Consider the following 25002-nt stretch of genomic DNA (forward strand, 5'->3'; position numbering starts at 1 on the left):
ACTAAATCAAGGTACTTGTGTTTGTATTTTACTTCCAATAGCCTGATTCGGAATTAGACTATTAGCTGTAGGCAATAGGCCCTGCTTGACTACAGCCTATTACCAATAGCCAATCACTTGCCCACCAACTCCCTATTTCAAACTCCTTAATTACTTCATGACGCTTCAATTCTTTAATCTCTTTTTAATGTCTCTCTCAGAAGGTTCTTAGTCTTGGTATATAGCTTTGATGCATAAACCAATCAGAGAATATGTATAAAAAAGTGTTAGGCCTTTGGGGTATTACCCTACTGATATGTTGTGCTGAAGGAGCTATTGGCCAAAAGGGTTCATCAAATTTGAGTATTCATCAAGCTATAGAAACTGCCACCACTAATTACCCAACCATAAGAGCAAAGCTATTGGCGATTGAAGCAAAGCAAAAGGAATCAGAAGCAACCAACTTGACTTATACGATGCCTTCTGTCGTGTTTCAAGCTCAAACGCTGTTTGCCACTTCCAATCAGGTGAGAGGAACTTATTTTTCAAACGAAGGGGCGGCGATTCCGTCTTCAGGCACTACCAATATCAATGATGTGGCTTCGGAGCCAGTATTTAGCAGTTTTGCTACTATTTTGACAAGTTACAAACTTGCTACCTTTGGTAAGAAAGAAGCTGATTTGAAGGTAGCAAATGCCAATATTCAGCAAGCCAAAATGGATTATGAGAAAGAAATCTATTTGCACAAAGCAAAGGTCACCGACGCTTACATCCTAAGTTTGGTATTTCAAGAGGCAACCAAAATTCAACAAAAGAATATCGAGCGGGCGCAGGCTTTTTATCAGACCATCAAGGCAAATGCTCTTGCAGGTTTACGTGCCGGAGTGGATACTTCGCTTGCAATAGCTGATATTGCCAAAGCAAAAATTTTACTAATCGAAAGCCAAAAACTTGCAGAACAACAAAAAGTACGTCTGGCAGAGTTGTTGGGGACACCTCTCAATACATACGCTTTATCGGATGCAAAATTAGTTACTTCTCAACCTTTTGCACTAACAGTTACTCCTAATGAGAATCTGAATAATCATCCGATTTTACAATACTTCGCCTCCAGAGTAAACGCATCTTTGCTTCGTATAAATAGTGTCCAAAAAGCCTATTTACCCACAATTATGGCACGTGGTGCTGTGTGGGGAAAGGGGTCAGGGATAGAAGATCACCTCGGCGCCGATGGCAATTATGTGTATAATCAATCGCTTTCAGGATTAGGGTTTCGGGCTTATAACTATCTGTTAGGTCTTACCACGGTCTGGAATGTTGCTGATATTTTCAGGATTAAAAAAGAGGTTTCAGCACAAAATTCATTGACCCAAGCCTTCCAGCGCGATATGGATGAGGCTTCCATCAAAATTCAATCAGAAATAGCGCAATCTTCCATTGAATATCAGAAAGCCAAAGAGGTTTTTGACCAAATCCCAATTCAGTTAGAATCTGCCAAGGCTGCCTATTCTCAGGCTCAAGCACGCTATCAGGCTGGGTTAGGGACAATTTTGGAGGTAACTCAAACTCAAATGGTCTTGAATCGTGCCGAGATAGATGAAGCGGTTGCCAAAAACAATGTATGGCGTGCCGTGCTACATCAATATGCCTCTAATGGCGATTTAAGTAGTTTTTTGAGTCAATTTAACTAAAGTGAATATAGGAGTTTGAAGGCAAATCAACGCTACATCATTCTACTAATCGCTTAACTAAAAAACGATATGAACAAGTTACTCACAGGAGCCTTATCGAAGCCCATAACCGTTATAGTTGCAATTATCGGCTTAACCATATTCTCGATACTGGCTTTGTTTAAGATACCCATTGATATTTTTCCAAAACTAAATTTACCAACAATTTATATTGCACAACCCTACGGAGGAATGACGCCCGCCCAAATGGAGGGCTTCATTTCTACTCGTTATCAAAACCAAATGTTGTATGTGTCTGGTATTAAGGATATTGAGGTAAAAAACGTGCAAGGTCTTTGTCTCGTAAAACTGACTTTTTATGAAAATGTGAATATGGCGCAAGCCGCTGGAGAAGTGGCCAACAACGTAAGTAGAGCCTTAAATTATATGCCTCCCGGCACAGTTCCTCCAACGGTGGTGAGATTTGATGCGACCAATTTGCCCGTAGGTCAAATCGTTTTTAGTAGTCAAAAAGCCAACCTCAACGAACTACAAGATTTGGCATCTACCAAAATACGCCCTTTGTTTTCGCAGATTCCTGGCGCATCTTCGCCTTCTCCCTTTGGTGGCAATGAAAGAACCGTGGTGGTTAGAGTGAATCCTGAAGCAATGCGTAGCTATCAGCTTACACCTGACGAAATTGTGCAGGCTGTTGTAAAAAATAACCAAATATCTCCTGCCGGCAACGTGCGTGTAGGCGACTATGCCTACATGACGCCCATCAACTCGGTCATGAAAAAAGTGGAGGATTTTTTGAATGTGCCGATTAAACGAGGAGTTGGCGCAACCGTTTTCCTAAGAGATGTGGCCGCTGTGGAAGATGCAGCAGATGTAACGGTAGGCTATGCTTTGGTAAATGGAAAACGTTCGGTATATATACCATTAACAAAAACCTCAGATGCATCAACCATGAGTGTGGTGAAGGCTCTAAAGGCAAAATTACCTGAAATGCAGGCGCTACTTCCAGATTATGTTCAACTACAATACGTGTTTGACCAATCTGTGTATGTGACCAATGCCGTCGAAAGTTTAGGTACCGAAGGGTTAATTGGGGCTTTGTTGACAGGTCTGGTTGTATTGCTATTTCTAGGCGATTTACGAAGCTCCTTAGTGGTAATTATCACTATCCCGACCTCACTTCTTGTTGCAATTTTGGCTCTTAATTTGGCAGGCGAAACTATCAATATTATGACGCTATCGGGTTTGGCTTTGGCAATTGGTATTTTGGTTGACCAAGCCACTGTGGTTATCGAAAATATTCACCAACATCTCGAAATGGGTAAGTCAAAAGCTTGGGCTATTTTGGATGCAACTCGGGAGGTTTCTTTTCCCTTACTGTTAATTACACTCTGTATTTTGGCGGTTTTTGCTCCAGCGCTGCTCATGACAGGAGTACCCCGAGGGATGTTTATGCCTTTGTCACTTGCTGTTGGTTTTTCAATGATTGCTTCTTTTATTTTTTCACAAACTTTGGTTCCTGTATTGGCTAACTGGTGGTTGAAAGGGCATGAACATTCTGTAAAACATGAGAAGAAAATTCTCAATGATTTGGATGAACCACAGGAGGAGGCAATGGAGGAGTATGAAGAAAAGCATCCTGAAAAAATTACAAAATTTGAGAAATTCAAGCTTGCGTACTTGGGACTTCTTGAAAACTTGATGGAGAAAAAAGCGCTTTTGATTTTTGGCTATCTTGCTATAACAATTGGTGTAATAGTGGTTGGTTTTATAAATATTGGTAAAGATATGATGCCAAAACTCAACCACTCGCATCAGTTTCAGGTAAGAATTATAGGCCAACAAGGTAAAAGAATTGAGCGAACCGAAACCGCTGTTAAGCAAGTGATTGGCATAATCAAAGGAATTGTTCAAGACAAAAACCTTGAAATTTCCTCTGCATTTATCGGGAATACTCCATCAAGTTATGGAACCAACTCACTTTTTGTTTTCAATGCGGGGCCTCATGAGGCTTCTTTACAGGTAAATATTGCTAAAGAATACAAACTGAACTCTCTGGATGATTTGAAGGAGCAAATACGTCAAAAAGTTCATGAGCAAATACCCAACATTAATGTATCTTTTGAGCCAATCGACCTTACCGATAAAATAATGAGTCAAGGTTCGTTGACTCCCATTGAAGTTAGAGTAGGAGGTAAGGATTTAAAAGAAGGACAAAAATATGCTAATCAGTTAATAACTGAGTTACAGAAGATTCCATATTTGCGTGATATCAGAATTAATCAACCTTTGAATTATCCTAGTTTTGACATTCAAATAGATCGGGTTCGTTTAGCACAGTTTGGACTTACTGCCGATATGGTTTCTAAATCTGTGGTGGCCGCTACTTCTTCAAGTCGTTTTACGGCCAAAAATTTTTGGTTGGACGAAAAAAAGGGATTCGCCTATCAAGTGCAAGTGGCCTTACCTGAATATGAAATGGCTTCGGTACAAGACATGGAGAATATTCCTTTGATTTCAGGACAGCTTAGGCCTACCCTTGGAGACGTCGCAACTATTACGCCCACTACGATTCCTGGAGAATTCGACCGTGTAGGACCACGCCGAATAGTGACTGTTTCGGCAAATATTCATCAAATGGATTTAGGAACTGCCACCGTTGATGTAAACAAGGCAATCGCTAGTGCTGGCGAAATTCCAAAAGGCTCGGTCGTCGAATTAAAAGGAATGGCAAAACTATTGGAGGAAACTCTTCAAAGCCTGAGTTCTGGTTTGGGGCTTGCTATTGTGGTGATTTTCTTGTTATTAGCCGCTAATTATCAATCATTCAAGGTCTCAGGAGTGGTTTTGGTAACTATACCTGCTGTCTTGGCAGGTGCTATTGCAATTCTTTTGGCAACAGGCAGTACGCTCAACTTACAATCTTACATGGGGATTATCATGTCGGTGGGTGTATCGGTAGCCAATGCACTGTTATTAGTAACTAATGCCGAAAGTCTTCGCTTAAGCTTTAAGGACTCACATCGTGCGGCGAAGGTTGCTGGGGCAGTTCGCTTGCGACCTATCCTAATGACCTCAATTGCCATGGTCGTGGGGATGATTCCAATGGCAAGTGGGTTGAGCGAATCTGGTGAACAAAGTGCGCCTTTGGGTCGAGCCGTAATTGGTGGGCTTATTGCCTCAACTTTTGCAGCCCTACTGGTTTTGCCTGTGGTATTTGCAGCTGTGCAAAAAAAATCTTCGGTTGAATCTCCTTCATTAAATCCAGAGGATAAAAAATAGTTTTTTGATTTAAAATAATAAAATTATGAAACGCTCCCATCTTATTATACTAACTGTTTTGGCAAGTTCGCTAAGTTTTTATGCTTGCACACAATCCAAATCAGAACCCTTGAATTCTGCGTCGGAGGAACAAGTGGTATACCCCGCTGTAAAGGTAGAAACAGCTAAACCTAGTCAAGAATTACAGATTCCTGGCGAATTGGAAAGTTATTTTGAAACCGACCTTTTCCCAAAAGTAAATGGGTATATCAAAAGAATTAATGTCGATATTGGTGATAAAGTTGCCTCTGGACAGGTTTTGGCGGTATTGGATGCTCCCGAATTGAGCTTACAATTAGCAGAAGCCACAGCCAAAATGCGTTCTGCTGAATCTCAACTCAATACCAGCAAATCGGTTTTCAAAAGACTTCAAAAAGCCAATCAAACTCCCGGTACTGTTTCGCCCAACGATTTGGATATTGCCCACTCCAAAATTGTTTCGGATAGTTTGACTTGGTTAGGTACTAAGGCTGTTTATCAGTCTATTCAAGTGATGACCGAATACTTAAGCATCAAAGCTCCTTTTGATGGCGTGGTAGCCGAACGTCGCTTGTCGCCAGGGGCTTTTGTAGGCCCAAACGATAAAAGCGCAGTAGCCATTTTTAAGGTTAAGCAAGAAAATAAGCTTCGTTTAAGAATTCCCGTACCCGAGCGGTATATCAATGCGATTAAGCTACATCAACCCATTGAATTTTCGGTAATGAATCTTCCTGATAAAAAATTTGAGGGTAAGGTTAGTCGTATATCTCATAACGTGAATAAACAAACTCGCTCAGAAATAGTAGAAATTGATGTGCCAAATCCGAGTTTACAATTAGTTTCGGGTACTTACACACAGGTGAGTTTGCCTCTACAACGAAATGTTTCGAGTTTGGTTGTACCAAGCTCAGCCGTGGCTACTACCTTGGAAAAATGTTTTGTCGTGAAAGTGGAAAATGGCCTTTCTTCTTGGGTAGAAGTAAAAAAAGGAATAGAATCGGAAGGGAAAGTGGAGGTATTTGGAGATGTAAAGTCGGGAGACATTGTGCTCAAAACAGCATCTGACGAAATTCCTAATGGGATAGCTATAAAAACTAAACTTTAAGTTGGGTGTTGCAGGCAATAGGCATTAGGCAATAGGGAATAGGGAATAGGCAACAGGCACAGAGTGTTAAAATGTCATTTTAGAAATGATAGATATGTTTTTGCCGAGTGCCCATACCTGAAAGCTCATAAGGTAAATTCGGGTTTTTAGGCAACAAGCATTTAGTCTTGGACTCAATTTTTTGACAGTTAAAAAACTGTTTATACAAAATTTATAGAAAAAGTCTAAAATACTCAATCTCACTTTTTGGTTTCGTCCAGTAATCAGAGGCGTTTTTTATGAAATGATAAAGACCTTTCGCCTACGGCTTACTGCTTACAGCGTAAAGTTGTAAACAATTTAACAAAACAATATCATGAAAACCTTCATAGCCTTCATAATAGTTAGCCTTTTTTCATTTCAAATCAAGGCCGAACAGCAACCCAAAGGAAATCATATTTCAAGAATTTTGGGAAATAGTAAAGATATCTCCTTACCTAATATTGCCACGCAGGATATTCGTTCGGTCGATTGGAAAGCGCACAAAGGAATAATCGAAGTGCATGTGAAGGAGGGAGGCACAGAAGTATTCGATATCCATCATTTTTGGGGTTATCAGCAAGATGACATGGATATCTATCGTTTTTTTGAAGGAAATTTTTACAAAGTGGAACAAATGGGTAAATTATGGGTATACTCTCAAGAGAATTATGTGGGCGCCTCAAATAATATGCTCTTTTTTTTTAGCGAAACCCCAGAATCTCCGATTTTTTGGATGTCACGCCAAAATCTTAAGATGGTTTTTCATGAAAATAATTGTATGATGCAACATCTTGAGCAGCTTTCATGGACAAAGCCTATTGCGACTTTTTCCAAAAAGGATAAAACCTTCATGATTGAACGTTGGTTAGACGAATGTCAACCAAAATAAAGCCTCTGTGACCTAAGTTACAGATTCCTTTAAAAGACATACCTAAATTTGACCTATTCAAAGAAAATTAAGACGAAGTAAAAAGAAGTTAGGTAAAAGGAAAGATTAAATTAATAGTATCTCAAAGGTGAAAATTAAAGATAACCTCGTGATTACATTACAATCACTAATATACTGTTAAGTAATAACGTCTATTTACTTACCGAGATTGATTAAATCGTCAAATGATAGGTAAATTTATGCAAGGTAATATCGAAAAAACTTTAGAATTCTCCATCAAAATGATGCTAGGATTGCTTACAGTCTTAGTCGTTTTGGTTTTCACAGTGTTGGGATTAAGTGTAAACCAACACAATTATACGAATCGAAGCCATACTGACTCTAGCGAGGTTAGTAATTACCAAATTCCCGATTCTAATTTTACCCATTTATGGGAAGCACCCGCCGATTGGCGTCTTATGAAGTTAAGCCCAGAAAAGCGCGATTTGGTTTTATATGGAAAAGAGCTGATTGCCAATACTGCTCAATATTTAGGTCCACATGGGAGTGTAGCCCATGTATCTAACGGAATGAATTGCCAAAATTGCCATTTGCAGGCAGGAACCAAGGCTTGGGGAAATAATTATTTTGCTGTTTCTTCAACCTATCCCAAAATTAGAGCACGTTCTGGAAAGTTGGAGTCGAAAGAAAAACGTATTAATGACTGTTTTGAAAGAAGCCTCAACGGACAGGCAATAGACTCTACCAGCAAAGAAATGCGAGCAATAGTGGCTTATATGGATTGGTTAGGCTTAGACGTTGAAAAAAAACATATACCCAAAGGGACTGGTATTTATAAAATTAAATTTTTGAAAAGAGCTGCCGACCCTGTTAAAGGTAAGGAGGTATACACGCAGCAATGCCAAAGTTGTCATCAAGCCAATGGGCAAGGTGTTTTGGCAGAGGGAGGTAAGTTTTATACCTACCCACCGCTTTGGGGAGTACATAGCTACAACAAAGGGGCAGGATTGTATCGATTATCCAATTTGGCAGGTTATGTCAAACTGAATATGCCTTTGGGTGTAAGCTATCAAAATACTCAACTTAGCGATGAAGAGGCTTGGGATTTGGCTGCCTTTATAAATTCTCAGTTGCGCCCCGAAAAAAATCTGAGTAATGATTGGCCAGACCTCTCCCAAAAACCATTTGATCATCCTTTTGGGCCTTACACAGATCCATTTTCTGAGCATCAACATAAATATGGCCCTTTTAAGGCTATTCAGGATTGGAAGAAAAAGCATGTAGGTTTAAAGCATTAGGTAAAAAGTTTTTTTCATTTCATAAAAAAGTACTATTTTCTTAATCCTTCGGCTTTTTACTATGGGCATTCGGCAATAGAAAGCACAACCTTTTGCCTACGGCCTATGGCTTACAGCCTACAGCACTCCTACTTAACTCATACAACTCATGAAAAAAAACTTGTTTTGGGTATTGGCATTCTGGTGTATTGCTAGTATTCCCTCATTTTCTCAAAAAACTAAAAAAATGAAAGAACATGCTATCGTATTTCATTTGGCTACCTCCGATACCGCCGCTTATCGTGCCTTGACCAAACAGCTCTCGAATGTATTGGAGGTGTGGCCAACAGCCAAATTAGAAGTTGTGGTACATAATAAAGGTATAGGATTTATGAAAAAAGACGGTAATGTACTCACTGCTCAAATAGAGGCTCTGACACAACGTGGTGTCGTTTTTGCAGTCTGTGAGAATACCATGAAGTCTCAAAAAATCACTAAAGAACAAATACTATCTGTTGCTCATTATGTGCCAGTGGCTTTGATTGAAATTGCCCTGAAGCAGGAAGAAGGATGGTCGTATATCAAAGCTGGTTTTTAAGCAAAAGTAATTTTTACGTAAATATGCCAAAGGCGGTGGAAATGGGATTTTTCGACCGCTTTTTTTAAGTAAATAGGAAAAATTAGAGGTAAGTTTTGTGTTTGGGGTAAAAGGCAATGCTTGTGATAATTTTTAAAAAACAGTTTTAAATTGTTAAGAAAATGAGTCCAAAACCAAGTCTTGAGTAATAAATTCAATGTTGTCCAAAGTCTAGCGCCTGAGGCTAGAATCGTAATTTTTACACTAAGGAAAATGAAGGTTTGATTATTGCGCTTTTGTCTTTCCCTAAAAAACTTCTCTGTAACAAATATCACTTTTTGCTTTTTTTTCTCCTCTTACCTTTGGGCATACCTAATACAACATGATATGCGCAAAGTATTCTCAATAATTAGTTTTTCATTATTCAGCCAAATGGCTCTTGCACAAAGCGATAGCAGTTTGGTCGGGGCATTTACTGGAGGTAAATTCTCGGGACAGGCAAGGATGATGTCGATTTCAACATGGAATAAAGCTGATTTAAGTGATTATTCAGCAGGTGCTATGTCCCTCACCTTGGGGTACCAAACTCTTGATTACAAAGGCTTGAAGTTGGTCTTTAGCGGGAGTATCACTCAACAACTTTATTCTCCAGACTTTTCAGTGCCCGATGCTCAAACACAGCAGCTCAATCGGTACGAATGGGGGCTTTTTGATTTTACTAATCCCTCAAACAAGAATCTAATTTGGCGATTACAAGAGTTGAATTTTCAATATCGTCACAAAAAAATACAAATCTTATTAGGTAATTATATCCCTCAAAATCTATTTCTGAACGCTCAGGATGGACGAATGACCCCTAGTCTGGTTCAAGGCTTGGCTTTTAAATACAATATTACCCCAAAATGGCAGCTTGGTGTAGAGGCAATTTCTGGGATAAGTCCTCGTTCGTCTGCAAAATGGGTATCTGTGGCAAATTCTTTTGGGATTTATCCTGTTGGTTTAAATCCAGATGGAACAAAATCTCAATACGCAGGGCATACTTCTACCGCTGGAATCGGAGTACTAGCGTTACAATTTAAGCCTAACTCATCTTGGTTTCTTTTGGCGAGCGATATTCTCGTCGAAAACGTATTTCATACAGCTTATCTAAAGTCAGAATACCGAAAATCTATCTGGAATAACCAACAATTGATGTTTGGTGGGCTGATTGCCACCCAAGGGCAAGTAGGGAATGGAGGAAGCAACAACAGTAATCAAGTGTATTTTTCAGAAAATAACAAGCCTCTGATTCTCAACGCAAGAGTTGCCATTATGAATAAAAAATGGGACGGCTCCCTCAACTTTGGGCGAATCACCTCGGAGGGTAGGTATCAGATGCCACGCGAATGGGGTGTTGAACAATTCTATACATTTATTCCAAGAGAGCGAAATGAAGGTGCAGGAGACGTGTGGGCCTATACGGCTAGATACGCTTATTCTTTCTCCCAAAATTGGAAACTTGAGACGGCTTTGGGTTACTACAATATGCCCGACGTAAAGAATTCTCGTTTGAATAAATATGGAGTCCCAGACTATTCGCATGCGATGTTAAATATTCAATACGTGTTTGACAAAAATCTGAAAGGCTTGAGTCTACAAGCTTTGGCTATTTACAAAGCCAATCATGGGGCATTTTATGATAATTTAAGGTATATTCAAAACAAGGTTGATATGAGTCAACTTAATTTGATTGTCAATTACAAATGGTAGTATTGAAACTTTTGGCATACGTTTATCAATTAATTTTTAGAAAAAAATAAAAACAAGGATTATATGGAAAAGAATACGATTCTTCAAACACATAAATGGAAATTGATAGGTACAATTTTGGGTGCAATTGGCGGCTATTTATATTGGTCCAAAATTGGTTGTATGACTGGCACTTGCCCTTTGAAGTCACAATGGCAAACAATGGTGCCGTATGGTGCTATATTGGGTTATACTATTTCAGGAATTGTTTCAGATATGATAAAAAATAAACTCTAAAATTGGAGCTTTGCCTTCAACGATATAGGTTATGATATGTGTTTTAGGCAACAGGCAAAGAGGGTAAAAACCAAGGATATACTTTTGTCCAAAGCCTAATGTCTACAGATTACTACCAAAAATGAGCCATTTAATCTATTTTTGCTTACTTGATAACTAAAGTTAAGAATGCTAAATGCTTCTTCGATTTTGTTTGAACAATTGGAAGAATTCTATTACCTTCATAAAAAAACAACTACCTATTTATCAACTTTTCTACCCAAATACTTCAATGAGAACAAAATCAAGCCTATTATTATTAACGCTTTTGGGTCTTCTTGCCATTCAAAAAGTAAGTTTAGGTCAGTACGGAATGCGAGAGGAAGGAATTATTTATCTCAAAAATAAAAAAACACCTCTACAGGGCAACTTCAAGATATCAGACAATTATAGGACTGTCTCTATTATTCAAGGAAAAGAAAAACAGACGTTTCAGATTGCCGAGATAGATTCAATTAAAACCCAAAACAATGGTTTTTTTGTAGTAAAGGAATACCACGGAAGTCCCGTTTTGCTTGAAGCGAGTGTTATTGCACCTGTTTCTCTTTTGTTTAGTAAAAAACTCAATCTGTTCTTTTACTCCAAAGGTACGGAGTTATCGATTATACCAAAAGACAAGCTAAGGGGACATTTGTTGGTACTTTTTCCAGATTTTTCTTATACCGCAAAACTGAGAGATGCCAAATATTTGAAGGTAAAATATACAGAGGAATATCTGGCGCAATTAGTAACAACCTATAATGAGGAGACTTATCCAAAGTTTTATCCCAAAGTGTATGCTTTACCAAGTATCACATTAAAATTATCGATTTCGCCCTACCTTGGTATGACCTTAAATTCCAATACTACCAAATTTCTGAATAGACAAGAGCTTGTAGATTATAGAGTCAATATACAACCACAACTAGGATTACGCATAAATTTGGAAGGTATGGGTAGATTTTCTGCAGGTTTACAAACCTATTGGACAAAGATTTATGGTCACCTACCCGTGGATTTAGGCGTTTCGTATACACAAATGAAAGAAAAATATCAGTACGTAACTCTAGGCGAATTTGTGCAATCTGGAGTAGGTGTCGATATCCCTTTTAGGTACGAGCTTGGGGATACTAGAAAATCAAAAATCCGATTTAAAGCTTATGCTGGACCTTCTTTTTTTCTACCATTGAGCTCGTCAAATAAGGTCTACAATACTGTTCCCAAATATGTAAATTCCAATATTACTTTCACTCCTGAATTTCTACTAAAAACTTCCGACGATAGGCCTAATGTGCTCTTTGGAATAAATGCAGGGCTAAGTTCGATGTGGTCTCTCAATTCTAAATATGACCTTAATATCGATGCTGGGCTCAAATACTTACAAATGCCCAATTCTTACACCACCTATCGCAACTCACTTGCGACCTACAACATCAACTCTTTGCAGGTAGGTATTGGGGTGTATGTTAGTCCTCATTAATCATTCCCTATTTTTGTTTTCTTGCGCTTGAGTACTCAAAATTTTTATCAAAAATCGAGTATTCAAGCGTTTCTGCTTACATTCGTACTCGAATCAAAGAAATCAAGCATTATGGAGATTTTAGTAATTGAAGACGATTTGAGAGTTTCGGAGCTTATCAAGCGTGGGTTAGAAGAACAAGATTTTACGGTGACTGTTGCTTATGATGGAATCATGGGGAAAAAATTAGCGCTTCAGCACACCTATGATTTGATTATTACCGATATCGTTTTGCCCAAAATGGATGGATTGGAGCTTTGCAAGCAACTTAGGCTTTCAAGCTTGGAGGTGCCTATTATTATGCTTACTGCACTGGGTACCACCGACGATAAATTAGAAGGGTTTGATGCTGGTGCCGACGACTATTTGGTAAAACCTTTTGAAATGCGTGAGTTGATGGCACGAATTCGTGTCTTACTAAAACGACAAAGCAAAACGCCTCAAGCATTTAGTTCGATATTAAAATATGATGAACTTGAGATAAATCTGCAAAACAAGACGGTCAAAAGAGGTGCTACCGATATTAGTCTTACGCCAAAAGAGTTTAAATTGTTGGAGTATTTACTACAAAATCCAGAAAGAGTATTGTCACGTACAGAAATTGCGGAGAAAGTTTGGGATACTCATTTTGATACAGGAACAAATTTTATCGATGTTTATATTAATTATTTAAGAAAAAAAATTGATAAAGGATTCGATAAAAAATTGATACATACAAAATCGGGAATGGGCTTTATTCTTAAAACTGAATTATGAAAATTAGAACCAAGATATCTCTTTTGTTTATTTTTTTATCGGTCATTATTTTATTCGCTTTTGCGAGCTTGATTTATCTTTCTGCCAAAAGAGATAGAGAGGTTCAATTTTTTGCCAGATTAAAAAAAGAGGCAGTTACAAAGGCCAATCTCTTTTTTGATGCCAATGTAAATGCCCAAACTTTGCAAAGAATTTACAAAAATAATCGCCAAACCATCAGCGAGGTAGAAGTGGCAATTTATGATTCTAGTTTTCATTTAATATACCATGATGCTTCTGAGCTTGATTTCGTAAAAGAAACCAAAGAAATGATGCATACCGTATTTCAAAGAGGAGAGGTACAAATGCAAAAGAATAATTGGGATATTATCGGAATTAAATATAGATACAAAGGGAAGCAATATTTGGTAACGGCAGCGGCATACGATCAATTCGGGTTTATCAAACTGCAAACCTTGTTCGAAAGTTCGGTGGCTTTTTTTGTCCTTTCGGCGATTATGATTTACATTATTGCCTATTTTTTTGCACTTCATATACTTGACCCTATCAGGGCTATGACCGATAAGGCAAAACAGATTTCGGGCTCAAACCTCGATTTAAGATTAGTTAGTGGTCCTGATAAAGATGAATTGACCGAATTGGCAGACACCTTCAATCAGATGTTGAATCGGCTCGAAAATTCTTTTGATGCGCAAAAAAGCTTTGTTTCCAATATTTCACATGAGCTAAGAACTCCATTGGCTGCCATTGTTGCCGAACTAGAACTGAGTACTTCAAAGGAGCGGAGCTTAACCGAATATAAATCTGCAGTTGAGAACGCCCTCAATGATGCCAAAAAGATGGTTAGGCTATCAAATAGCTTGCTCGATTTTGCAAAAGCTAGCTACGACCCCACAGAGATATCATTTCGCTCTATTCGGATAGATGAGCTTATGCTGGATGCCTGTTTGTTGATTCAAAAATCTCATCCAGACTACAAAATAGATATTCACTTTGAAGAAGATTTTGAGGACGACGAACAAATTTCGGTCAATGCCAATGAATATCTCCTCAAAACGGCTTTTGTCAATATTATGGAAAATGGCTGTAAGTTCTCGGCTGATAAACAGGTTCTAGTTTCTATATTTTTTGAAAAATCTGGTATTTTGATTTCCTTTCAGGACCATGGTATCGGTATTTCCGAAAAAGATTTGGAAAAACTATTTACTCCATTTTATAGAGGCGAAAACAAGATGCATTCAGAAGGCAATGGAATTGGACTCTCTTTAACCAAAAGAATTGTTGAACTCCACGGTGGAAGCATTACAGTGAAATCAGTAAAGTCCCAAGGAAGTACCTTTACTATTTCCTTACCGTATCATCATGAATCTTAAAAAATAGCTTACTGCGTCGAAATCTAGCCTCCTCTACAAAACCGACTTCTGATTATTAGACAATTTGAAGTTTCTAGCTCAAGCCTCTGGTTGTTCTTTAATCTTTTGCCAATTAATCTAAGGCTTTTCTACCTTTTGTCTAAGATGTATATTTTATACTTGAAGGTAGAAATGCTTTTAAACCAAGGTGTTTTGATACCATCTATCGCCACAATGTAGGCTGTCGCCCATAAAATTCCCTTTTTCATCGGATTCTTCTAATAATTTTCTAATTTTTTTCTAGTAGTGCTCTAACAGGGTTTCTACGGGGGAAAATATAGTTTTGTCTTGCCATACGATGACCCCTCAACAAATGACGAAGAGAATCACTATAGTCCTTTTACTATCGATTTTAGTAACGAGAAGCTTTGCACAGCAAACGATTAGTTTGATGCAAGCCCTTAAAACTGCAAACGAATTAAACCCCTATTTAAAAGTAAATGCCTTAGAAATAGAGGCTTCTAAAGCTGATGTTGTGACTGCAAAGTTGCGTCCAAACCCATTTTTGAATAATCAATCTTTACAATTACTCACAACATCGCAACTACCCAATAACCCCAAAGCCTTGACTGGTGCAAGTATGCAGACTTGGTGGCAGTTGACCAAGGAGTTGCAACTGGGTGGTCAACGTAAAAATCGTATAGATTACGCAAACCAAAATGTCAGATTATCGGAAAAGGAATTTGCAGAGTTTCAACGCAATCTTTATACAGATGTAGCTTTTAAGTGGGTAGAAGCTTGGAATACCAGAAAACAAATCGAATTGCTCAAAACGGCTATTAATAATATTGATACCTTGGTGACTATCAATAGTTATCGCTTCAAAAAGCAAATTATTACAGAGACTGAGCTTTATCGTACTCAATTGATTGCCAAGCAATATAAAATTCAGATTTCTGAGTTAAATCAGGAATTACAACAACAATTGAACGAATTGAAATTGATGATTGGAGGCAAAGAAAATCTTTCTATTTCGGTTAGTGAGGATTTAGGAGTTGATAGTTTTCTGAAAGTAGATTCATTATTAAATGATGCCTATCGTACTAGAACTGATTTGCAATATTATCAAGTAAGAAAAGGTTTAACCGAGTCGAATATTAAGTTACAGCAATCGTTGGCAATGCCAAAAACTGAGGCAGGATTTATATATAACCCACAGAATACCATGCCTTATTTTGGTATCTATGCCACCTTAGAGCTACCATTTTTTGATAGGAACCAAGGCGAAATCAAAAAGGCAAAAGTACAACGAGAGCAAGCTTTAACTCAAATAGAGGCAGTACAAAATACGATTCGAACAGAGGTACAAAACGCTAGCTTACAACGTGAGACGAATGAAAGTAATCTTAAAAATTATCAAGTGATTATAGAACAAGCCGATCAGATTTTAAAAAACGTTCGCTATTCCTATTCAATAGGAGGAACTACCATAATTGACTTTTTGGAAGCTCAGCGTAGTTGGCTCGAAAATCAACAACAGTATACCACTTTACTACATAAATATCACCAAAGCCAAGTGCAGCTTTTAAGTGTTACAGGTTTAATCAACAAATTGGCACAATAATGAAAAGAACCCTAATCTTTATATCGCTATTGACATTTTCGCTTTGGGGATGTAATAAAGAAAGCAAAAAATTACAAAGTGATATTCAATCGCCCACTGTTTCAAAGGATGGAGTAAATATTGTTATTCCAGATAAACAAAGTGCAGAATTTTTCAAAACAGAAACAGTCGCAAGTTCAGTCATTACCGCCGACCTTTCGGCTCCTGCCCAAGTGGTGGCAACGGTGGTAGCCGACAAGGTAGTTTTGTTTAGTAATCCTGACTTAACATCTGATTATACCGAATTACTGAATCATCAATCCGCAATTGCCCAGCGCAAGGCGGTTGTACTTCAAAAGCAGTCAGTTATTGCTCAGAAAGACGCTATCATCAAGCAAAAGCAAATTGAAATTGAACGTTTTGAAGATTTGAAAGAGCATGGTTCTGCCACGGGAAAGGATGTTTCGGACGCTCGTACTGATAAATTGTTGGCAGAAAGCGAAAAGTCTATCGCTCAATCAGAAAAGGCAAGCGCCGAGGCAGACTTAATTGCCGAGCGTAGTTTGATTATAGAGCATAGTACCAACTTGAAAGTGGCTGGATTTGAACCCACAACCCTTATGGATTCACCTATCGGAAACGCTTGGATAATTGCAGATGTTTCTGAAAATCAGATTCTTAAAATTAAACAAGGCGCACGCTGCCAAATCAAATTCACGGCTTATCCCGAAGAGACCTTTACTGGTACAGTAAATGGCATTGCCGATGTAATGGACAATATCAGTCACATGACAAAGGTGAGAATTTTGATTAATAATAAACAAGAAAAGTTCCGCTCAGGAATGTTTGCCTTGGTGTCGTTTGGAATCAGCGAAGGTAATTTTATTAGTGTAGATAAAAATGCCTTGATTACTGTGCAAGGAAAGAATTATGTTTTTGTGAAGAAGGATGACAAAACCTTCGAACGTCGTGAGGTACATACAGGTCAGCAAATTGGCGACCGAATCATCATCTTCCAAGGTTTGCACAATAATGACAAAGTGGTCAATGCCGGGGCTATTCAGTTGAAAGGCTTGTCATTTGGATATTAAGCAAGATGTACCGTCGCCAAGAGCTAGACTACTGGTAATACAAATGTAATATTTTGATTTTTCTCCCAACTATGGCTTATGACTTTCAGAGAAAAAATCTTGAAAAATGACTTTTCGGACTTATTGTTCAAAAGAGGTCATAAAAATTATGTTCACCCGTCAAAAGTAGCGCAGTTGTTCGAATCGTTACCTTTTGAAAATGCTCTGAAAGCTTTTTTGGCTTTTGAGGAGGAGAACCAAGTGAATGTTTTTGCCTATTTGGATACCACTTTGCAAAAAGATTTGCTCGAAAACTTTTCTGCTAATAAAGCTAGCGCTATTCTCAGCAATCTTAGTTCGGATGACCGTATGATGTTTTTGTCTTCCTTAAAAAATTGGGAACAAACTCGGTACATCAATTTGCTCAATCAGCATCAAAAAGAACAGACGCATAATTTGTTGGGCTACCCCAAAGATAGCGTAGCACGTATCATGAATACCAATGCTGTGACTATTCAAGAGGACAAATCGGTGGCTGAAGCAATAAATTATCTCCGACAAAATTACTCGGATAACGAAACTGCCGATGTGATTTTTGTGGTCGATGTTCAAAACAAATTGATTGATGATGTACCCATCCGTCGCTTAATTTTTAATGAACCAGACCGAAAAATAGGAGATTTACTCGATCACTTTTGCCCAAGTTTGACCATCCAAGAAAATCAGGAAAGCGCTGTAAGTATGTTTAAGGAATACGACAGAGTAACCCTCCCAGTTGTAAACAATCAGAATACCTTGTTGGGTGTGGTTACGATTGACGATATTTTGGATGTGGCCGAAAGAGAAAATACAAAAGATATTCAAAAAATAGGTGGGGTAGAAGAATTGGATTATCCCTATGTGAGAACGCCTTTTTGGGATTTGATAAAAAAACGGGCAGGTTGGTTGATAGTGTTGTTTTTGGGTGAAATGCTAACGGCTTCTGCTATGGGTCATTTCGAAGCTGAAATTGCTAAAGCGGTTGTTCTTGCTTTGTTTGTACCCCTAATCATATCAAGTGGAGGAAATAGCGGCTCCCAAGCCGCCACTTTGATTATTCGGGCGATGGCATTGAAGGAAATTAGCTTGAAAGATTGGTGGTACGTAGCCCGAAGAGAATTTTTCTCTGGTCTCACCTTAGGTCTTGTACTAGGGACTATTGGCTTTATTCGAATTGCTTTATGGCAAAATATGGGCATTTTTGATTATGGTCAGCATTGGGTATTGGTAGGTTGGACGATTTTTTTCTCCTTGATTGGTATTGTGCTTTGGGGAACGCTCAGCGGCTCATTGATTCCGATTTTTTTGAAAAAACTCAACTTAGACCCTGCCACTTCATCTGCTCCCTTTGTAGCAACATTGGTAGACGTAACGGGTTTGGTTATATATTTCTCAATCGCTTCCATCATCCTAAAAGGCGCAATACTATGAAGAGGTAGCTTGACCGAAACGCTATAAGCCTAGAGCTCTAAGCGAAAGATAAAAGGGGTTTTTGGTAAAATCATAAAAAAGACTTAATGCCTATAGCTTACCGCCTCAGGCTAAGTACAGCATTACGGCATTTTCAATAAGTTAAAGAAATCCAAATTTAACAATGGTAAAAAAGCTAATCATATTTTCGCTAAATAATCGCTGGTTGGTGACAGGAATCGGTATCGTGATGATGCTCATCGGGTATTGGTGTTTTACACAACTTAAAATAGAAGCCTATCCAGATATCGCTGATACAAATGTAATTATAGTTGCCAAATATGATGGTAGAGCGACCGAGGAAGTAGAGCAACAAGTAACAGTACCTATAGAGCGCGCACTACAAAACACTCCAAATGTTTTGGACAGACGAAGTCGGACAATTTTTGGACTTTCGGTTGTTCAACTTACCTTCCAAGATGGAACTGACGATTATTTTGCCCGACAACAAGTAATGGAGCGTTTGGCTACAGCCGAGCTGCCTGATGGTGTCCAACCTGAATTGGCGCCCCTCTCTACGGCTGTTGGTGAGATATTCCGTTATGTGGTGGAGGCCCCAGCGACGTACTCGCCAACACAATTACGAGATTTACAGGATTGGGTAATCAAGCCTTATTTGCTACAAACCAAAGGTGTAGCGGATGTAGTGACTTTTGGTGGCCCTCTCAAACAATTTCATATTCTAACTAATCCCGACCATCTTCGCAAATACAAACTTAGTATATCTGATATTGAGGAGGCGGTCTCTAAAAATAACCAAAACTCAGGCGGGAATATTCTCGAACGTGGCGGACAGGGTTTTGCAGTGCGTGGTTTAGGAACCATCAAGACTGAGAAAGATATCGAAAATATTGTATTAAAATCCGAAAATGGAGTTCCGATTTATATCAAAGATGTAGCCTCTGTGGAGATTGCTCCTCCTCCTCCAAGTGGGATATTAGGCTATAATATTCCTGCCGAAAAAGTGGCAGTTAATAGTGGGGTAGAGGGTATTATTCTTTTACGTAGATATGAAAACCCAAGCGAATCTTTGAAAGATTTAAAGGAAAAACTTGCCGAATTACAAGCAAAAGAATTACCTGCTGGCGTAAAAATTAGACCTCTTTATGACCGTAGTTTCTTGATTGATAGCTCATTACATACCGTCGGAAAAACGCTTTTTGAGGGCATAAGTATCGTAATTGTTATTTTGATATTCTTCTTGGGTAATTTTAGAAGTGCCTTGGTGGTGGCGGTCACAATCCCATTTTCCCTTTTATTTGCGTTTATTATTATGCGTTTGACAGGAATTCCTGCCAATTTGCTATCCCTTGGCGCTATTGATTTTGGTATAATTGTAGATGGTGCAGTGGTTATGGTAGAACATTTGATTCGTAACTATCAAAAAGCAAGTGACACCGAAAAGAAGAAGGGAATCATTGCGCTTACCATACAGTCGGCTAATGAAGTTTCGAAGGAAATATTTTTCTCGGTAAGCATTATCATTTTTGCTTATATGCCGATTCTATTAATGACACGCGTTGAAGGTAAACTCTTTAGCCCGATGGCCTTGACGTTGTCGTTTGCCGTAGTTGGCTCGATGGTCTTTGCACTCACGGTTATTCCTGTATTGACTTCTTTTATTTTTCAAAAGGTCATCAACGAGCATCAAGAAATTAAGGAACATCATAATTTTGTCTTGACCTTTTTTGATAAAGTTTATGCCAAAATCTTATCTGGCGTATCTAAATTTTACAAACAAACCGTCTTGATTGGTTTTACAATTGTTTTGGCATTGATTGGACTGGGAGCATTTCTGGGTTCAGAATTTTTGCCTGAGTTGGATGAAGGCTCAATTTTTCTTAGAGGAAATTTTCCAGCGGGTATTACTATTCAGGAAAATGCCAAATATGCGCCTACCATTCGCTCGATAATTTCAAAATATCCTCAAATTTCGTTTGTAATTACCCAAACGGGACGCAATGACGACGGAACAGACCCTTTTCCTGCCAACAGAAATGAAATTTTGGTAGGTCTAAAAGATTATAAATTATGGACTGATACGGTTTCTAAAAAAGAACTAGTTCAATTAGTAACTGCTGATTTGGAGAGGGCTTTACCTAGTGTGAAATTTAATTCGGGACAGCCTATTATTGACCAAGTAATGGAAATAGTAACAGGTTCGGCCGCAGACTTGGCGGTATCGATTGTAGGGGATGACCTTTCGTTGATGCGGAGCAAAGCCGATCAAATCGCGGCTATCGTGAAGCAGATGAATGGTAGTAAAGGTGTAAATATCGAGCAGGAAGGAACGCAAGAGCAATTAGCCATCAATATCAACCGTGAACAAACGGCTCGTTATGGAATTAATGTTTCGGATGTACAAAATATGATTGAGGCCGCTATTGGCGGAAAATATGTCTCGGTATTATACGATGGTACCAAACGTTACGATATTTTGGTTCGATATTTACCACAATATAGAAACAACATTGATGAAATTAAAAAACTCTTAGTAAGTAGCTCGTCTGGAGCGCTTATTCCAATGAGTGATTTAGCTGATATTCGTTTTGTAGCTGGACAAACCAATATTTATCGATACAACAATAAGCGGATGATTACTGTCCGAACCAATATAAGAGGGCGTGACCAAGGTGGTTTTGTAAAAGAATTAAAGAGTAAAATTGAACAAGGAGTAAACGTTCCAAAAGGTTATGAGGTCATTTATGGCGGGCAATACGAAAACTTAGAGCGTGCAGGCAAGCAGTTGGCCCTCACGATTCCCTTAACCATCGTATTAGTGTTTGGATTGTTGTTTTTGTTGTACCACAATTTGCAGGACACTCTCATTACCATGTCATGTATCTTGTTTGCTTTGGCAGGTGGTATTTCGGCTTTGTTACTAAGAGGTTACTACTTCAATGTTTCGGGTGGAGTTGGGTTTGTTTCAATTTTTGGAATTTCGGTAATGGCTGGGGTAATTTTAGTCTCTGCTCTTAATCGAGCTGTTCTAAATAGTCAAGTCAATCAATTGGCTATCAATGCTGTAGCTAAAGAGCAGCTAAGGGCTATTCTTTCAATTTTGGTTTTAGCTATCTTGGGTTTGATACCTGCGGCCGTTTCTACGGGTATAGGTTCCGATGTACAAAGACCCTTGGCTACGGTAATTATTGGCGGTCTCCTAAGTACGCTTATTTTTACACCGCTTTTAATTCCACCTTTGTTTTATTGGGTAAAACAAAGTCAGCAAGCGTCAAATGAAGTAGGAGGACAAAATAAAATTTAAGTATTTAGCCTTAAACCAAATCCTATTGCCTGACCACTAAAAGTTGTTGTGTATTCTAACTTGAAAATCTCTTTCAACTTATATTTTGAATCTCTAAAACTCCTCAAATGACGATTTTTATCGTCGTTTGAGGTTTTTTTGTATACATCTTAGAAAAAATATTATCCTTCGATGTTTATTTAGAATAAATCTAAATAACACTTGTCTAATGTTTTCTTTTTGGTCAACTTTGGGTAGTTATTTATAATTAGACTAAATAAAAATGAAAAAACATTACTTTTTACTCCTCATTTACCTATTGTTTTTACAAAAGGCATTTTCACAAAACATTTCTGGAATCGTTTATAATTCGAAAAGAGAGCCAATGGCAGGGGTAACGATAGCAGTTTTGAAATCAACGAAGGGCGTGTTGACCGACTCGGATGGTAAGTTCAAAATTGACAATATTGTTGCAGGACGTTATACCCTAAAATTTTCATTTGTAGGCTTTGAACCCTTATTCAAGGATGTGTCTGTTGAGCAGCATAGTACTACGGCGATAGATGTAGTACTCTCAGAAACCTCTGAGCAACTCCAAACGATTGAGGTACTTGGTCGTAAAGAAACCGAATATAAAAATTCTGTGTCATTTATTGGAACTAAATCTGCCACAGCGTTAAAAGATGTACCACAAAGTATTAGCTATGTAACCAAAGAACTCATATTAGATCAAGCCGCATTTCGCTTGAATGATGTGATTAAAAATATGAGTGGCGTAACTCAGTTTTCGTTTTATAACGATTTAACTGTCCGTGGACATAGAATACAAGGTGGACAAAATTCATCCATTTTAGTAAATGGACAACGAGCCTTTACTAGTTTTTGGAAGCAACAGTTGATTCCACACATCGAAAGGGTAGAGGTTATAAAAGGGCCAGCCTCTGCTTTATTTGGGAATGCCTCAGCCGGTGGGACAATCAATCGTGTGACCAAAAAGCCTTTGGACGAAAAATCGCAGTCTATATCGACCACCTTTGGCAGTTTTAATACACTAAGAGCATTGGCGGATTTTACAGGCCCCCTGACTCAAGATAAAACAGTGCTTTATCGTATCAATTTGGGCTACGAAAATTCTGGATCTTTCCGAAATATGCAATACGATAAAAACTTGATTATTGCACCAAGTTTGTCATTTTTGCCGAGCAAAAACACCAGAATTAATGCTGATTTGGTAATTCAAACTTCGGAAGGCCGACTCGACAGAGGGCAGTCTGCCTTGGGAAATGGTGATTTGTATTCTACTTCTATCAAAACCTCTCTGAATAGTGTAAACGATTATCTGAAAGAAGAAACCTACAATTTTACCTTGGGTTTTTCTCAAAAAATAGGGGATAAATTAACCTTTAATGCCTCGTTTATGCACAGTAATTACAGCGAAGATTTGCTCGAACATCGCTCTGCCAATACCTATGCCAAAGATGGGAAGGGTGCTGTAATCCCTTCTCAAGTCGAAATGCAAGTATTTATTAGAAAAAGAACCTACAATGCCGATAATTTTACTGGTTATTTTAATTACGAACTAAAAACGGGTTTATTAAAGCACAAACTATTACTAGGTTATGATTACGCCCAACAAGAGCTGATGCCGGGCGGCTCACAATTACAGGCTAGAGGATATAGGAATGCAACAAACACTGGCGCTATCAATACCTATAATCCAGCGCAAGCGAGTAGGTATTTATTAGATGCCAACGGTAATCCTGTACCAAATGTACCTCACTTTGATTTGACAGCAAGTAACCCTTATGTATTTCGGGACATGTCAAAATATTTTTATACGGTAGTCAATTACGATCCTGAATTTTTAAAAACACAAGGCGTTTATTTGCAAGATCAGATTCAACTTGGCAGATTTCAAGCCTTACTTGGTCTTCGACAAGATTATTTTACCGATATAGTAGCCTATAATACGACAAATGCCACAGAGGTAACCCAACACGCTTTTCTGCCTCGAGTAGGGTTGGTATATAGCGCCAATCAACACATTAACCTATATGGTACATACGTAAACGGCTATCAGCCACAAACCGCTTCGGTGATTAGTAATCCATTAGCAGGCGGCCCATTCGACCCATTGATTAGTCGCCTCTATGAAGTTGGAGCAAAGTCTGAGTGGCTTGATAAGCGTTTGGTAGTTTCAACAGCGTTTTATCATTTGTTGGTAAAAGGACAACTCTACAATGCAGGAGAAGCTGGAAACCCCGACAAAATGGTTCAGATAGGAGAGGAAGTATCAAAAGGTGTGGAGCTCGATGTAATCGGCTATATAGCACCATACTGGACAATCACTGCTAATTATGCTTTTAATGATGCCAAAATTACGAAAAGTACAACTGAATCTGATGTTGGTCGACAAAAGCCCAATGCCCCAAGACATCAAGGAAATATTTGGACAAAATACACCATTCATAAAGGAAGCTTATCGGGTTTAGGGATTGGTTTGGGTACTAACTACGTAGCCGATCGATATGGCTCCATTTTCGATGTAGGTACGCAGCCCTCTGTATTTCCAGCTTATCAATTATGGAACGCAGGTATTTATTACAATCTAAAAAAAGTAAGACTCCAGTTGAATTTGAATAACCTAACCAACAAAACTCATTGGGTAGGGGGTTACGATTACCTACGAGCCTTTCCTGGTGCTCCAAGAAATTTCTTAATGACCATAACGTACAACCTTTGATAAAAGGCGGAAATTTTATCCAAAGCTAATACCAGAGTAGGCGCTTACAGAACAACAGCGTGGGGTGATAGCTATAGTTTTGGTAGATGGTTACCGATACAATGACCCTTTACAAAAAATATGTTGGTGAAGTATCAAAAAAACATCTACCAAACTCGCTCCTTCAAGTTTAAGAACTTGGAACGCCAAATAAAGAGCAGTCTCCGACTGCGACCTTGCACAAACTGAATATACTGAAATATTGGCTGTGCTGGTGATGCGCTCGGAGACTACACTTGATTTATTGTTCTAAGTTTTTAAACTTGAATCAGCGGGGTAACATCAATT

General features: G+C 38.5%; 16 protein-coding genes. All 16 read left to right on the forward strand.

From position 1 onward, the window contains the following. Positions 1-251: 251 nt before the first annotated feature. The 16 genes from ACOVQ4_RS08770 (at position 252) to ACOVQ4_RS08845 (ending at position 24675) form a co-directional block, all read left to right on the forward strand. On the forward strand, positions 252-1670 hold the full coding sequence (locus ACOVQ4_RS08770; protein WP_421820274.1) for a TolC family protein: 1419 nt from the start codon (positions 252-254) through the stop codon (positions 1668-1670). Positions 1671-1739: 69 nt separating this feature from the next. Next, entirely contained in the window at positions 1740-4949 is a 3210-nt protein-coding gene (locus tag ACOVQ4_RS08775; protein ID WP_421820275.1) for an efflux RND transporter permease subunit, read from the forward strand. A 25-nt stretch (positions 4950-4974) separates the two neighbouring features. After that, on the forward strand, positions 4975-6072 hold the full coding sequence (locus ACOVQ4_RS08780) for an efflux RND transporter periplasmic adaptor subunit (protein WP_421820276.1): 1098 nt from the start codon (positions 4975-4977) through the stop codon (positions 6070-6072). Between the two features lie 355 nt (positions 6073-6427). Continuing rightward, positions 6428-6982, forward strand: a complete 555-nt coding sequence (locus ACOVQ4_RS08785; RefSeq protein ID WP_421820277.1) for a hypothetical protein — start codon at positions 6428-6430, stop codon at positions 6980-6982. 224 nt (positions 6983-7206) lie between these two features. Beyond that, positions 7207-8280, forward strand: a complete 1074-nt coding sequence (locus ACOVQ4_RS08790; RefSeq protein ID WP_421820278.1) for a c-type cytochrome — start codon at positions 7207-7209, stop codon at positions 8278-8280. Between the two features lie 148 nt (positions 8281-8428). Then, positions 8429-8857, forward strand: coding sequence for a DsrE family protein (locus ACOVQ4_RS08795; RefSeq protein WP_421820279.1), 429 nt, complete (start codon positions 8429-8431; stop codon positions 8855-8857). Positions 8858-9268: 411 nt separating this feature from the next. After that, positions 9269-10585, forward strand: a complete 1317-nt coding sequence (locus ACOVQ4_RS08800; RefSeq protein ID WP_421820280.1) for a hypothetical protein — start codon at positions 9269-9271, stop codon at positions 10583-10585. A 63-nt stretch (positions 10586-10648) separates the two neighbouring features. Beyond that, positions 10649-10861, forward strand: coding sequence for a DUF6132 family protein (locus tag ACOVQ4_RS08805; RefSeq protein ID WP_421820281.1), 213 nt, complete (start codon positions 10649-10651; stop codon positions 10859-10861). A gap of 271 nt (positions 10862-11132) precedes the next feature. Continuing rightward, positions 11133-12359 carry a hypothetical protein gene (locus ACOVQ4_RS08810; protein WP_421820282.1) on the forward strand — a complete coding sequence of 409 codons (1227 nt, stop codon included), beginning with the start codon at positions 11133-11135 and terminating at the stop codon, positions 12357-12359. 111 nt (positions 12360-12470) lie between these two features. Continuing rightward, a complete protein-coding gene (locus ACOVQ4_RS08815; protein ID WP_421820283.1) occupies positions 12471-13154 on the forward strand; it encodes a response regulator transcription factor in 684 nt (227 codons plus the stop codon). Further along, complete coding sequence (locus ACOVQ4_RS08820; protein ID WP_421820284.1) at positions 13151-14527, forward strand: HAMP domain-containing sensor histidine kinase; 1377 nt, start codon at positions 13151-13153, stop codon at positions 14525-14527. Before ACOVQ4_RS08815 ends, ACOVQ4_RS08820 begins: the two co-directional genes overlap by 4 nt. Before the next feature lie 352 nt (positions 14528-14879). Further along, positions 14880-16130, forward strand: a complete 1251-nt coding sequence (locus tag ACOVQ4_RS08825; protein ID WP_421820285.1) for a TolC family protein — start codon at positions 14880-14882, stop codon at positions 16128-16130. Beyond that, positions 16130-17200, forward strand: a complete 1071-nt coding sequence (locus tag ACOVQ4_RS08830) for an efflux RND transporter periplasmic adaptor subunit (protein WP_421820286.1) — start codon at positions 16130-16132, stop codon at positions 17198-17200. Before ACOVQ4_RS08825 ends, ACOVQ4_RS08830 begins: the two co-directional genes overlap by 1 nt. A 78-nt stretch (positions 17201-17278) precedes the next feature. Then, positions 17279-18649: a magnesium transporter gene (mgtE, locus tag ACOVQ4_RS08835; RefSeq protein WP_421820287.1), complete on the forward strand. Its 1371-nt coding sequence runs from the start codon at positions 17279-17281 to the stop codon at positions 18647-18649. A gap of 163 nt (positions 18650-18812) precedes the next feature. Next, complete coding sequence (locus ACOVQ4_RS08840; RefSeq protein WP_421820288.1) at positions 18813-21953, forward strand: efflux RND transporter permease subunit; 3141 nt, start codon at positions 18813-18815, stop codon at positions 21951-21953. Between the two features lie 262 nt (positions 21954-22215). Next, positions 22216-24675 carry a TonB-dependent siderophore receptor gene (locus ACOVQ4_RS08845; RefSeq protein ID WP_421820289.1) on the forward strand — a complete coding sequence of 820 codons (2460 nt, stop codon included), beginning with the start codon at positions 22216-22218 and terminating at the stop codon, positions 24673-24675. Positions 24676-25002 lie beyond the last annotated feature (327 nt).

Source organism: Flectobacillus sp. (assembly GCF_049240685.1).
In the GTDB taxonomy this organism is placed as follows: Bacteria; Bacteroidota; Bacteroidia; order Cytophagales; family Spirosomataceae; genus Flectobacillus.

Coding starts and splice junctions, on each gene's coding strand:
- ACOVQ4_RS08820 (WP_421820284.1), top strand. CDS start 13,151: ATGAAAATTAGAACCAAGATATCTCTTTTGTTTATTTTTTTATCGGTC.
- ACOVQ4_RS08830 (WP_421820286.1), top strand. CDS start 16,130: ATGAAAAGAACCCTAATCTTTATATCGCTATTGACATTTTCGCTTTGG.
- ACOVQ4_RS08810 (WP_421820282.1), top strand. CDS start 11,133: ATGAGAACAAAATCAAGCCTATTATTATTAACGCTTTTGGGTCTTCTT.
- ACOVQ4_RS08815 (WP_421820283.1), top strand. CDS start 12,471: ATGGAGATTTTAGTAATTGAAGACGATTTGAGAGTTTCGGAGCTTATC.
- ACOVQ4_RS08800 (WP_421820280.1), top strand. CDS start 9,269: ATGGCTCTTGCACAAAGCGATAGCAGTTTGGTCGGGGCATTTACTGGA.
- ACOVQ4_RS08845 (WP_421820289.1), top strand. CDS start 22,216: ATGAAAAAACATTACTTTTTACTCCTCATTTACCTATTGTTTTTACAA.
- ACOVQ4_RS08825 (WP_421820285.1), top strand. CDS start 14,880: ATGACGAAGAGAATCACTATAGTCCTTTTACTATCGATTTTAGTAACG.
- ACOVQ4_RS08840 (WP_421820288.1), top strand. CDS start 18,813: ATGGTAAAAAAGCTAATCATATTTTCGCTAAATAATCGCTGGTTGGTG.
- ACOVQ4_RS08790 (WP_421820278.1), top strand. CDS start 7,207: ATGATAGGTAAATTTATGCAAGGTAATATCGAAAAAACTTTAGAATTC.
- ACOVQ4_RS08785 (WP_421820277.1), top strand. CDS start 6,428: ATGAAAACCTTCATAGCCTTCATAATAGTTAGCCTTTTTTCATTTCAA.
- ACOVQ4_RS08770 (WP_421820274.1), top strand. CDS start 252: ATGTATAAAAAAGTGTTAGGCCTTTGGGGTATTACCCTACTGATATGT.
- ACOVQ4_RS08775 (WP_421820275.1), top strand. CDS start 1,740: ATGAACAAGTTACTCACAGGAGCCTTATCGAAGCCCATAACCGTTATA.
- ACOVQ4_RS08805 (WP_421820281.1), top strand. CDS start 10,649: ATGGAAAAGAATACGATTCTTCAAACACATAAATGGAAATTGATAGGT.
- mgtE (WP_421820287.1), top strand. CDS start 17,279: ATGACTTTCAGAGAAAAAATCTTGAAAAATGACTTTTCGGACTTATTG.
- ACOVQ4_RS08780 (WP_421820276.1), top strand. CDS start 4,975: ATGAAACGCTCCCATCTTATTATACTAACTGTTTTGGCAAGTTCGCTA.
- ACOVQ4_RS08795 (WP_421820279.1), top strand. CDS start 8,429: ATGAAAAAAAACTTGTTTTGGGTATTGGCATTCTGGTGTATTGCTAGT.